This is a genomic window from Psychrobacter sp. JCM 18901 (assembly GCF_000586435.1).
In the GTDB taxonomy this organism is placed as follows: Bacteria; Pseudomonadota; Gammaproteobacteria; order Pseudomonadales; family Moraxellaceae; genus Psychrobacter.
The window spans coordinates 1-11805 of record NZ_BAWH01000027.1 but is presented as its reverse complement, the minus strand read 5'-3'; the positions used below and the strand labels follow the sequence as shown (position 1 = coordinate 11805).

Below are 11805 nucleotides of genomic sequence, written 5' to 3'. Positions count from 1 at the left end.
ACCGCAAGAAATACCTCAGCTTTCAGATGCTTGTATGAAGAAAAAAAATTATTCCTGTATTCATATTTAATGGTTATTCTTTGACCTATGTATGTGGTACTGGCGATCATGCTGAATACATCAATATTCCCGTTAGAGGATATCTAACCCATGAGAGTATATCGAACATATTTAACTGGTACTCTAAAAAAAGAAAAAAAAGGTTGAGATTACCGAAGCTGTTATTCATGAACTAACACAACAAGAAGAACTCATTTCTAAAGGAGATAGAATTGTCTTAGCTAAAAAGACATTTCATCATTTGGTGCCCCTAGGCAATATCAAAAGTGATCACTTCGATGTAAAACTAACTAAAAGCACTCAACTTTACAGCTCATCTGATGAGAAAGATGCAGAGAGGATAAGGCAACTTGGAGGAGTAGAAATAAGTCAAAATGATTTACTGTTTCCAATCGAACAAGTACAAGATTATATTGATTCGTTTATTTATAATGATGAAAATCATATCAATTCACTAGTTTTTGATAGTTCAGAAACCGACGCTAAAATTAGTTCTCAAGCACAAGAGATAGCTGAGTTAAGATCTTTACTTGATGAGGTAAATGCTGACAATAAAAATATTAAAGCACAGATAAGTAAGTACGATAATACATCAACAGAGCTAAAGGACAGTGCTTACTGTTTAATAGCCGTTATGAAGGACTTATTGTTAGACCCTGATGTACAAGCACGTCATTTCAAGGGTAGCAATAATAAACCATCGCAGACGGGACTTGCAGAATACATCACCAGTCTAAAAATTAAAGACTTAAAGACTTAAAGACTTAAAGACTTAAAGACCAGAAATATAGATGGTATATTTTCCAATGCCAATAAATTACTAAATGAAGCAAAAAAAGTATTAATCACTTTCATAATGAAAATTGCAAATGCAATGAGAAAATTGCATTTGCAATGACGTCCATCACTCAACGCCATAAACTTTCCATATCCGCAGCACAATGCTGGGGGAAATTATGGAGCTATAGATATGGTAGACACAAACATCCCTACAGATAATTCAGTTATATCTTTTACTAGCAATATTCAAAATGATATTAAACAAGTATCCAATAGCCTGCATGCTAAATATTTGCCACCGCAAGGCATGAGTCGTGCCAGCCAGCTTTTACCATTCCTCCCTTTTGGTAGCAGTACTTTGTAGGCATGGTCACGAGATGGACGCTTCCCTTCTCCGATTCGCCTATCTAGCACTATGACTGCATGGCGTAATGCTGATGTTATCGAATGGCTGAGTAATCGAAATATCTCTATTATTGAGGAGGTGTAGTCATGAATATCCTAAAGAAAAAAAACCAACACACCTCTAGCAAAAAAATTGATTGCACTCAAGACTTCTACATAAATATCAAAAAAATTCTATACGGGTATCATAGGATTTTTTGAGTTTATTAATACTTTCAACGTAGGCCCACACCAATGCCTTCAAAGTTATATAGCTTTATTCAAACAGATTGTTTCTAAAAGCTTTCAACCATTCGTATTTCTTCAACATTCACTATTACACTTCAAAAACTATCACAACCTAAGTTTAGGTAATGTATCTAGCAAGGTGTTCTGTAAAATTATGATGATAGGAGTCCACGTGATGCACTACTACACTTTTGGTCCAAAAGATTATATGAGTAAAACTAGCTTTTTAGAGCCAATAGAGGATTTAGCGTATCGCCGTATGTTGGACTATTGCTATCTCAATGAGCGGCCACTACCTAAAGATATTACTGAGATTGCTTTACTAATAAGCATGCGAACGCATAGCGATAGCATTGCCGTCGTATTGCATTACTTTTTTGAGCTTACAGATTATGGCTATATCAACGACAGAGTTGAGAGAGACATTGAAGCATACAAAGCAAAATCAGTTAAAGCACGCGCGTCAGCTAGGGCAAGATGGGATGAAAAAGAATCTAATATTAGTAAAAAAGAGGTATTGAGCGAACGCAATGCGAACGCATGTAAAACGCATGACGGTCGCAATACTAACTATAAACTACTAACTATTAACGAAGAACTAGAAACTAACTCTGATAATAATAACCAAAAACAACTAAACATCCCTTTTGACGTTTTCTGGAAAACCTATTCTAAGTCTGTAGCTAAGGGTAAATGTGAGTCTAAATGGAGCTCTCTTAGCAATAAGGTTCGTGAACAGATCATGCAGCACTTGCCAGCTTATATATCTTCAACACCGGTTAAGAAGTTTCGCAAAGATCCGTATACGTATTTGAATAATGAGGGCTGGCTAGACGATATTATTGCCAATGAGCTTCCTACTAATCAGCAAGCGGCTACCTATAGCAATATGAATGTAAACGCGAAATATGATGATCCAAACCATGACCCTTTGGGTGGATTGTTTACAGCACAAGGAGCTGTCTAATGGAAATCATTAAAGAGTTACCTAGGGTAGAGGTTGGTAACCGTTTTCTGCGTAACCTTCTGACTGACTGCAATACTCACGGGCGGACAAAACACCTAGACCTTAACGGTAGTATCGAGTGCTACAAATGTAATGACGCTAAAATACAGAAAGCTAGAGATAAACGGCTGAAAATTGACAGCCAAAACATGAAAGCACTAATGACCACCAAAATGATATTAAAAGGTGTGAGCATAAATAAGGGGCGTTTTAGTGACTGGCAGTATGATGAAACTAAAAACGCTGAGCAGCGCGATAAGATTGCCCAGTTACAGCAGTATAGTGAATCAATCAATAGCGACTCGCCTAATCTAATTATTCTTGGCCGCACAGGTACAGGCAAGACGATGTTGGCCAATGCAATAGCCATCAATCTTTACTTAGAAAAAGAGCAATCCTTACCAAGTGAATTTGACAGTTATAACCAGCAGGATTTCTATGATCACACTTGCGAGCTGAAAACCTCTTGTAATATTGGCTCCCAAGCAAGAGCTCGTTGGAGTAAATCTCAAGAAAGTGAACATGATTACTTGCGAAATTTGGCGGCCAATGAGCTATTAATCATTGATGATTTGGGTGCATACGATGGACATGCTAAAGACCGTGAACGAATTGCCCAGATAATTAATTTAAGATATAAAAAAAGCGCCGACCTTGATAACAACTAATCTAGACATCGATGATTTGAGTAAATATTTAGGCGATAGAGCATGGGATAGATTACGTGAAAATTTATTAGTAATGATATGCGATTGGGATAGCTACCGCGCTAGAAACGCTGTTATTCAGCTTGTGGGGCCTGCCAAATGAATAATGAACACCGTAGGTACATCCAGGTCGAGCAGTCCGTTCTTAATCAAATGCTAGGTAAAGATACGGCGTTTGATGTGGTCAGCGATATTATTGTTGCTGAGGATTTTGAAGCCGTAAGACATCAGGTTATGTATCAAGCTATTAGTGATTTGGCAATGGCTAACAAGTCTTACGATGAAGTTATGGTGACTGACCTGCTTGAGGAGCGTAACCAACTTAACGATAAGTGCTGCCCGGCCAATTACTTTGCCATAATGAGCTTAGTGCCGAACATTTCGTTCAGCAGTTTACGTAGCCACGCCCAATTGGTAAAACGCCGGTCAATACGTAGGCAATCGATCGCTCAGTTTAAGTTTGGTATTCAAAAACTTGAGGATGGTGATAATCAAACGATTGATGTGAACAACGAGGTCATGAGTGCCATTGCCAATCTTGAGGTGGGTAGCGGCACTAATAATTATGCGCGAGTTGGTACGTTGATGGGCGGTATGATTGAGCGCATCGCAGCCGCTAAAGATGGCCTGAATAACTTTACCAGCACTGGATTCTCAGAGTTTGATAACTTGGCGATGATTGATGCTGGTAATCTGGTCGTCGTTGCCGCCCGGCCTTCCATGGGTAAAACTGCATTGGTCATGAATTGTCTGTCGCATATCGCAAAATATAAAGAAGGTGAAGCGGTTTTCTTTAGTGTAGAGATGCCATCAGATCAGGTCATGGATAGACTGGCAAGTGCCGAGGCTAGCATTAATCTAACGTCTATTAGAAAAGGACAACTAGATACTGATCAATGGGCACGAATGCAGCGCTTCATTTCAGACGAAGAGAATATGCGACTCTCCATCGTTGAGACAAAGGAGATTACCATTGCTGAGATACGCGCCCAGTTAAACAGAATAAAACGCGAAACAGGTGGGAAGTTATCAGCGGTTGGTATTGATTACTTGCAGATAATGGGCGGCCTCCATGGGCAGTACAAGATTGATAATATTAGTACCATTACCCGCACGCTAAAGACGTTAGGCCATGAATTTAATTGCCCTATATTTTTGTTATCTCAGTTAAGCCGTGAGGTTGAAAAACGGCCCAATAAGCGCCCTATTATGTCAGATTTACGCGATTCAGGGACGATTGAGCAAGATGCTGACCTTATCGTTATGATTTACCGTAACGACTACTACGAGCAAAAAGAGAAAGGTGGTAGCGCCAAGCTTGATGGTATGGCAGAGGTGATATTAACCAAAAATAGAAACGGACCAACTGGAACTATTAGGTTGGCTTTTGAAGGTCAATACGCACGCTTTACCAATAACATGCCAATAATAAGCGATTTAGATGTGATACCTAATTATAGTGGCAATTATAATTAACCAAGCAGCATGGCCGGAACTCATTAGGTGATGGCCATGTTACTAACTTTAAAACATTAACGCTTAGGAGAAGTATGTGGCCAAACGATCAGGGTATACCAAACGTGATATTAAAGAAATTAACGTCACAATAGGGCTAAATTTAGCAGCGGCACGTCGCAATGCTGGCATGTCACAGACAGACGTTATGAAAGCTGTCTGGGGTGTATCAAACAATCGTAATCGTATTAGCGAGATTGAGAACGGTAAAAAGAATCTGACCCTGATTGATCTGCTTATATTCCAAGATCTATATGGCCAATCGCTTGATTATATTTGCGGCCTATCTATTGAGCCTGAGATTGATATATTGGCAGGTACAGTGAATCATGTAGTGACTCAGTCACATGCCATTATTGAGATGATGACCACTGAACTTGCCAGCGTTGTTGTTGATCATATGAAGTCTATCTGTGCAAACGACCATGAAGCCCTATTAATACGCACTAAAGAGCTGTGTGACGCTATAAAAGCTGATCAGTGTATCGGTAGTGTTAGTGAGCCAGTTGCACAAGCTACTCGTGATGTCATGCACGTAATCAGAAAGATAGAAGTCGACCAGGCACGAAAAGTAAATGCCGTTGATTTGCAGATGATGCAAATAAAAGAACGTGTTAACAACGAAGATAAGCATCAATTGCTTAGGGATAGGAACAAGAACTATCAATATAGTATGCCGTTACTAAAGCCTGAGATGATAGACGATACAGAAATGGTAGGAGTTGATTATGAGTAGTCATTACTCGAAAGATGAAGTATGGGTATCGGCTAGGTTTATCTGGGAGAATACGCCTAACATTACCGACCGTGAACTAATTGAACAGCTGAAAACTGGTTATGGAAATGCGGCACCAAAATCGAGCGGTACAATCAGTAAACGGCGTAAGAAAGAAAATTGGGTTAAGAACAGCCTGGTACAAACATCTAAAAGAGACATAGATATAGAAGTGAATAGCGATGGAAGCAAGCCAGAATGGAAGCAAAAACCGCAAAATACCCATTTAATCTCATCGAAAACTAATAAAGCAGAAAACCTGGAATCAGACACAGAAGTGGAAGCAGCAGGAAGCAAGATTGAAGGAATAGTTGAGAGCGTAGTTATTGATGCGCAAGGTCGTGCTAAGATCATTAAAAACACCAGACGCAGGTTTGATAACTTAGGTCAGTTATTTGATCAGGCACTGACCACAGCGCTATCTTTACAAGGATATGCGGATGCAGCTAGCGAAGATCCTGAAGCTGGCGAGCAAGTTCAAAAGGCATTATTACTATCAGAATCTTTGTCCGATACGGTTGGAAGCCTCGCTAAGTCATTAAAGATCATAGCAGAGGTAGAAATGCCTTTATGCGGTATCACAGCAGACGATTTCAAACAATCAGATCAAGATCGTCGTTTAAATGCTCTAGCTGCACTTGGTGATATTCATAAACAAGAACAAGCAGCACGCGAACGATTGATACCAGAGCTTCATGCACGCCTATTAGAGATAGAAAAAAATTGCAGATAGCAAAGACTTCGGCGTTGATAACGACAATATGGATTATACTACTGTGTATTGAAAATTCTTGTCATCAATAAACCATATTAAAAGCCAAGAGAAATGTGGTTTGATCTATACCAACAGATTAGATAGATAATTTTTCTAAATTAATGTTTGCTAGATTGACAGCATAGTTCACTATCGTTAGAGTTAACTACTTCCTATATTTCGTTGCTTACTAGTATATACGCTATAAAAGCTTATCAGAATTTGGAAAACCTCAAACAGCAGAATCTCATTTCAGAATGGCTTATAACACTAGATACAGATATCTCAGTCTAATAGCTAAAAACCACAAGACTACTATTCCTGTAAAGTTATGAAATTTGACCTGATAGAAATAGATCAGTCGTTCATAGTACGTTATTTGTTTTAACCTGCTCATTTTTATCCTGCTGTATTTTATTTATATTTGCTTTGTTGAGAGAATTTATTAATGAGTGACGTTTTATCACTATCCCAGTTAGAGCAATACCTTTCAAAAGCTGCTTGGATCCTAAAAGGTCCCGTCGATGCTTCAGACTTCAAAGTCTATATTTTCCCCCTCTTATTTTTCAAGCGTATCTCCGACGTTTATGATGAGGAATACAAGCAGGCTCTAGCAGAGTCTGACGGTGATATTGAATATGCATCCATGCCAGAAATGCATCGATTTGAAATCCCTCAAGGCTGCCACTGGAATGATGTGCGTGAAACAACCACCAACGTAGGTCAAGCCATAGAACAAGCATTACGCGGCATTGAGCAAGCTAACCAAGACTTTTTGTACGGTATCTTTGGTGATGCTCAGTGGAGTAATAAAAATAAGCTGCCAGATAAGCTATTGATTGATCTAATTGAGCATTTCTCACAGTATCGATTGGGTCATGAAAATGCCAATCCAGATATGCTAGGTAATGCCTATGAATACCTGATCAAGCACTTTGCTGACCTAACCAATAAAAAAAGCAGGTGAATTCTATACCCCACGTTCAGTAGTACATTTGCTAGGCTTATTCTTGATCCGCACGAAGGTGAATCTATTTATGATCCTGCTTGTGGGACCGGAGGTATGTTATTAGAGTGTGTCGATAACCTGAAACATAACGGTGAAGATTTTCGTACTCTTAAACTCTATGGCCAAGAAAGAAATCTAACATCCAGTGCTATTGCACGTATGAATATGTTTTTACATGGCATAGAAGATTTTGAAATCCTACGTGGTGATACTTTACGTGAGCCTGCCTTTTTTCAAGCCGATGGCCTGAAAACCTTTGATTGTGTTATAGCCAATCCGCCATTCTCCTTAAAAGATTGGGGCGCGGATAACTGGGCTAATGATCCTTATGGACGCAATATCGCTGGCGTGCCACCTAAAGGCAATGGCGACATGGCTTGGGTACAGCACATGGTTAAATCCATGAACAGTACAGGTCGTATGACCGTGGTATTGCCTCATGGTGCCCTATTTCGTAAAGGTGCTGAAGGTAAAATCCGTCAAGCATTACTAGAGCAGGATATTTTAGAAGCCGTAATAGGCTTAGGTCCTAATGTATTCTATGGCACACAGTTAGCCGCATGTGTCATGATCTTCAAACAAAACAAAGATGCCGATAAAAAAGGAAACGTTCTATTTATTGATGCTTCTGAACAAATACGTGTGGGCCGTGCCCAAAATCATCTAGAACCAGAGCATGTTCAGCAAATATATGAGTGGTATAGCGATTTCCAAGATGTTGAGAACTACGCCAAGGTCGCCAGTTTTGAAGACTTAAAAGAAAACGATTTTAATCTCAACATTCCGCTCTATGTCGAGAAGATCATAGAAGACAACCTGCCCAGTGTAGAAGAAGCGATGGCGGACTTAAAACAAGCATGGCAAGCCAGCTTAGAGGCAGAAGAGCAATTTAAAACGATACTAAATAGGTTTTTATGATGAATAAGCATTTAAATATTTTTAAAACATATACTAAAAAAAATAGAAGTTATCAGTTAGAAAATGATTTAACGAGAGCTTTAGCAATATGCTTACAAGAAGACGCGCTGTTTTTCCATGAAGTACTAAAGACCATCATTAATGACTCAGGTCTGTATAACAAGTTATTTGAAGATCTTGACGGTGATACAGAGGTACAAATAGAAATACAAAAAAAGGACCAGTCAAGTTGATGAGTTTGATAAGATTTTTGCTGTGTCATTGAGTGAAAGCGTTATGTCTGGTTTTTGGCAACAAAAACATAATACTGAATATGACCCAATTTGTGATTTGGTAATCACCATAAACAATATTTTAATTGTTATAGAAGCTAAAAGAGACAACATCAACTGCACATCGCAACTGTATAACCAAATACTTAATGTTCTTAGTTATCAAAATAAGTGTCTTGATGACAGTAGAGAGGTTGTTACTCCTGTTGATCTGAACTGGAGAAAATTAATGGCTATAGCTGTTAAGGTTGCCAGCTTTGAAAAAACAACAAGTAATACAAACCGATTTCTTAACGATTTTATCCAGTTAGTTAAAGAACATAATTTTAGTTGGCTACCAGAGACGCCGATTGGCTCTCTAAAAAAACATTAATGCTAAGTCTATTTCTAGAAGAATTGAATCAGCAATTATAAAGTTTTGCGATAATAGCGAATTGGTGGAAAAACTAACCTATAGAGATAGACTAGGCACCACATTTACACCTAAGTGGGCTAATGAGCTGTTATTTGATATAAATGCAGAAACAGGCGAGCTAGTAGTAGAGATATATCCTGGTAATACCAAAGGCCAGGGGTATCATATTTTTCAAAGCGAGCCGCAGTTTAGCCAACAGTTGAAAATTGATGGCGAGCTTTATGCTATAGAGAAAAGCTACCATATTAAAATAATGGGGCAATCATACATAACTGGATTATGGCTCGCTGAAGATGATTTTAAGAAGAATCTATATACTAAACGAAATTTCAATCAATACACTGGTAGAGTTAGAAAGGAGTCTTGGAAGGATACTGAAGCCTTATTAGATGAGCACATAAGCTGCGACTGGAGAAGTAAATGCAAATGGGAAGATAAAATTCTAAAGTCAAACAGGACGCGGTTTGATATCTCTTTTGGTTATCTTATTAAGATAAAAATACCTTTTGAGAGGTTATCTCAGCTAGATGTCGATCATAACGATATTACGCCATTAGCTAACTTGATCGAAAGTATCTACAAAGCATTTGAAACAAGCTTGCTTATCAAGGAACCATTAATATGATGACCCAACAAGAATTAGAAAAATACCTCTGGGGTGCAGCCACTACCTTACGTGGCACCATTGATGCTGGCGATTACAAGCAGTATATCTTCCCTTTACTATTCTTTAAGCGCATCTCTGATGTGTACGATGAAGAGTTCGAGAAAGCATTGGCTGAATCAGACGGAGATATGGAGTATGCAGCCTTTGCAGAAAACCACCATTTTCAAATTCCAGAAGGCGCGCGCTGGCAAGATGTTCGTGAGACTACGGTTAACATTGGTCAAGCACTGCAAAGCGCTATGCGTGCGATTGAGAAAGCCAACCCTGACACCTTACAAGGCATCTTTGGTGATGCTAGCTGGACCAATAAAGAGCGACTATCCGATGCCATGCTCACAAACCTTATTGAGCATTACTCGCAGCACACGCTTAATTTAGCCAATGTACCTGACGACAAACTGGGCAACGCCTACGAATACCTGATTAAAGAATTTGCCGATGATAGCGGCCATACGGCAGCAGAGTTCTATACCAACCGTACAGTAGTCAAGCTGATGACTATGATCATGGACCCGCAACCAGGTGAATCAGTGTATGACCCTACTTGTGGCTCTGGCGGCTTATTACTTAACTGTGCACTGCATTTAAAAGATGAAGGTAAGGAATACCGCACGCTCAAATTATACGGCCAAGAGGTTAACCTGCTGACCTCAGCGATTGCCCGCATGAATATGTTTATGCACGGTATTGAAGAGTTTGAGATTGTGCGTGGCGATACCTTGGCGAATCCAGGCTTAATAGAAAACGGTGAACTGAAAAAGTTCAATGTGATATTGGCTAACCCGCCTTACTCGATTAAGTCCTGGGATAGACAATCCTTTGAAAATGATCCTTACGGCAGAAATTTATGGGGTACACCGCCGCAAGGCTGTGCGGATTATGCCTTCCAACAGCACATTCAAAAGAGTCTAGATTTAGGTAATGGCCGTTCTATTTCATTGTGGCCACACGGTATTTTGTTTCGTGATGCCGAGATGCAGATGCGCCGCAAAATGATCGAGGAAGACTTGGTAGAGTGTGTCATTGGTCTAGGGCCTAACCTATTCTATAACTCACCGATGGAAGCTTGCCTGCTGATTACCAAGACTAAAAAAAGACGAAAGTAAGAAAGGCAAAGTACTAATAATCAACGCCGTTAAAGAAGTGCGTCAAGATAAGAATATTGCCTTTTTAGAAAATAATCATATCGAACGAATTTATAACGCCTATACGACGTACAAAGATGAAGAAGGCTTTTGTAAGGTGGTCAGCATTGAGGACGTCCTAAAGTATAATGCCAGCCTAAATATGGCTTTATATGTTAGTAACGTTGATAGTAGTGAAGAACAAATAAGTCTCGATGACGCTTTAACCAACTGGACTCAATCCTCTAAGCAGTTAAAAGCCAGTATGGAACAATTATTTAAGGAGCTAGGTTAATATCATGGCAACAGAAAAAATCGACCTAAATAACTTAGATAAGTCAGACTGGAAAACCTACCGCTTTGATGAAATTACCCAAAACATTTCAGAGCGCGTCGATCCTAACAATACCGATCTAGAAGTGTATATTGGCCTGTAGCATATTGACTCAGAATCCCTGCATATTAAGCGCCATGGTACGCCTGATGATGTAAATGGTACGAAACTGAAGTTCTATAAAGACGATATCATTTTTGGTCGTCGCCGTGCCTATCAGCGCAAAGCAGGTATAGCGACTTGTGATGGGTTTTGTTCAGCACATGCGCTTGTTCTAAGGGCAAACCCAGATATCATTGATCCTGCACTATTCCCTTTCTTTATGCACTCTGATTTGTTTATGAATAGAGCTGTAGATATTTCGGTGGGCTCGCTTTCTCCAACAATCAATTGGGGAACTTTGAAGCATCAGGAATTTTTGATTCCACCTAAAAGCATGCAAGCAGATGTTATAGATTTATTGAAATATTCAAATTTAAACTGTTCTACTAAGAGTGAACTTTATGAAGCCTCTATGCAGGCATTGAAATCTTTTGTCAAAGAAGAGGTGTTTAATGAACATTTTGAAAGAATTAAGATTAAAGAACTATACAATGTAAGACGCGGAGCATCTCCTAGACCAATCAACAACCCTGATTACTTTTCTGAGAAAGGTAGAGGTTGGATAAGAATATCGGATGTATCAAAATCTAATAAATACTTAATATCAACTGAACAAAAGCTTTCAGATTTAGGTGTATCTAAGAGTGTAAAAGTTGATGAAGGTAATATTATTATGAGTATTTGTGCAACAATTGGATTGCCAACAATTATTAAAACACCTAGCTGCATACATT

15 protein-coding genes and 2 pseudogenes are annotated in these 11805 nt (G+C 39.1%); all 17 read left to right on the top strand.

Translation table 11 applies throughout. The features are described from left to right. The first annotated feature begins 301 nt into the window (after positions 1-301). Positions 302-820: a hypothetical protein gene (locus tag TT11_RS15225; protein ID WP_261871053.1), complete on the top strand. Its 519-nt coding sequence runs from the start codon at positions 302-304 to the stop codon at positions 818-820. A gap of 210 nt (positions 821-1030) precedes the next feature. Continuing rightward, positions 1031-1204, top strand: coding sequence for a hypothetical protein (locus TT11_RS15220; protein WP_261871052.1), 174 nt, complete (start codon positions 1031-1033; stop codon positions 1202-1204). A gap of 15 nt (positions 1205-1219) precedes the next feature. Beyond that, positions 1220-1330: pseudogene (locus tag TT11_RS15215) on the top strand (helix-turn-helix transcriptional regulator); the annotation flags it as partial. Positions 1331-1648: 318 nt separating this feature from the next. Continuing rightward, complete coding sequence (locus TT11_RS15210) at positions 1649-2440, top strand: YdaU family protein (RefSeq protein WP_261871051.1); 792 nt, start codon at positions 1649-1651, stop codon at positions 2438-2440. Then, a complete protein-coding gene (locus TT11_RS15205; RefSeq protein WP_261871050.1) occupies positions 2440-3147 on the top strand; it encodes a PhoH family protein in 708 nt (235 codons plus the stop codon). The genes TT11_RS15210 and TT11_RS15205 overlap by 1 nt, the downstream gene beginning before the upstream one ends. A gap of 138 nt (positions 3148-3285) precedes the next feature. Continuing rightward, positions 3286-4662 carry a replicative DNA helicase gene (locus TT11_RS15200; protein ID WP_261871049.1) on the top strand — a complete coding sequence of 459 codons (1377 nt, stop codon included), beginning with the start codon at positions 3286-3288 and terminating at the stop codon, positions 4660-4662. 76 nt (positions 4663-4738) lie between these two features. After that, on the top strand, positions 4739-5437 hold the full coding sequence (locus tag TT11_RS15195) for a helix-turn-helix transcriptional regulator (RefSeq protein ID WP_261871048.1): 699 nt from the start codon (positions 4739-4741) through the stop codon (positions 5435-5437). Further along, positions 5430-6209 carry a hypothetical protein gene (locus tag TT11_RS15190; RefSeq protein ID WP_261871047.1) on the top strand — a complete coding sequence of 260 codons (780 nt, stop codon included), beginning with the start codon at positions 5430-5432 and terminating at the stop codon, positions 6207-6209. The genes TT11_RS15195 and TT11_RS15190 overlap by 8 nt, the downstream gene beginning before the upstream one ends. 469 nt (positions 6210-6678) lie before the next feature. Then, positions 6679-7197, top strand: a complete 519-nt coding sequence (locus TT11_RS15185) for a type I restriction-modification system subunit M N-terminal domain-containing protein (RefSeq protein WP_261871046.1) — start codon at positions 6679-6681, stop codon at positions 7195-7197. After that, positions 7198-8157 carry an N-6 DNA methylase gene (locus TT11_RS15180; RefSeq protein ID WP_370587875.1) on the top strand — a complete coding sequence of 320 codons (960 nt, stop codon included), beginning with the start codon at positions 7198-7200 and terminating at the stop codon, positions 8155-8157. Then, positions 8157-8390: a hypothetical protein gene (locus TT11_RS15175; protein WP_261871045.1), complete on the top strand. Its 234-nt coding sequence runs from the start codon at positions 8157-8159 to the stop codon at positions 8388-8390. Before TT11_RS15180 ends, TT11_RS15175 begins: the two co-directional genes overlap by 1 nt. 43 nt (positions 8391-8433) lie before the next feature. Next, the gene (locus TT11_RS15170; RefSeq protein ID WP_261871044.1) at positions 8434-8802 is read left to right on the top strand and encodes a hypothetical protein; all 369 of its coding nucleotides are present in this window, start codon (positions 8434-8436) and stop codon (positions 8800-8802) included. A gap of 64 nt (positions 8803-8866) precedes the next feature. Continuing rightward, positions 8867-9469, top strand: a complete 603-nt coding sequence (locus TT11_RS15165) for a hypothetical protein (protein ID WP_261871043.1) — start codon at positions 8867-8869, stop codon at positions 9467-9469. Beyond that, positions 9466-10617 (top strand): class I SAM-dependent DNA methyltransferase, encoded by a 1152-nt coding sequence (locus tag TT11_RS15160; protein ID WP_261871042.1) that lies wholly within the window; start codon positions 9466-9468, stop codon positions 10615-10617. Before TT11_RS15165 ends, TT11_RS15160 begins: the two co-directional genes overlap by 4 nt. 37 nt (positions 10618-10654) lie before the next feature. Next, the gene (locus TT11_RS15155) at positions 10655-10930 is read left to right on the top strand and encodes an SAM-dependent methyltransferase (protein ID WP_261871041.1); all 276 of its coding nucleotides are present in this window, start codon (positions 10655-10657) and stop codon (positions 10928-10930) included. 4 nt (positions 10931-10934) lie between these two features. Next, a complete protein-coding gene (locus TT11_RS15150) occupies positions 10935-11072 on the top strand; it encodes a hypothetical protein (protein WP_261871040.1) in 138 nt (45 codons plus the stop codon). 237 nt (positions 11073-11309) lie between these two features. Beyond that, positions 11310-11805 (top strand): annotated as a pseudogene (locus tag TT11_RS15145) (hypothetical protein); the annotation flags it as partial.

Coding starts and splice junctions, on each gene's coding strand:
- TT11_RS15150 (WP_261871040.1), top strand. CDS start 10,935: ATGGCAACAGAAAAAATCGACCTAAATAACTTAGATAAGTCAGACTGG.
- TT11_RS15170 (WP_261871044.1), top strand. CDS start 8,434: ATGTCTGGTTTTTGGCAACAAAAACATAATACTGAATATGACCCAATT.
- TT11_RS15185 (WP_261871046.1), top strand. CDS start 6,679: ATGAGTGACGTTTTATCACTATCCCAGTTAGAGCAATACCTTTCAAAA.
- TT11_RS15175 (WP_261871045.1), top strand. CDS start 8,157: ATGAATAAGCATTTAAATATTTTTAAAACATATACTAAAAAAAATAGA.
- TT11_RS15160 (WP_261871042.1), top strand. CDS start 9,466: ATGATGACCCAACAAGAATTAGAAAAATACCTCTGGGGTGCAGCCACT.
- TT11_RS15205 (WP_261871050.1), top strand. CDS start 2,440: ATGGAAATCATTAAAGAGTTACCTAGGGTAGAGGTTGGTAACCGTTTT.
- TT11_RS15210 (WP_261871051.1), top strand. CDS start 1,649: ATGCACTACTACACTTTTGGTCCAAAAGATTATATGAGTAAAACTAGC.
- TT11_RS15200 (WP_261871049.1), top strand. CDS start 3,286: ATGAATAATGAACACCGTAGGTACATCCAGGTCGAGCAGTCCGTTCTT.
- TT11_RS15190 (WP_261871047.1), top strand. CDS start 5,430: ATGAGTAGTCATTACTCGAAAGATGAAGTATGGGTATCGGCTAGGTTT.
- TT11_RS15220 (WP_261871052.1), top strand. CDS start 1,031: ATGGTAGACACAAACATCCCTACAGATAATTCAGTTATATCTTTTACT.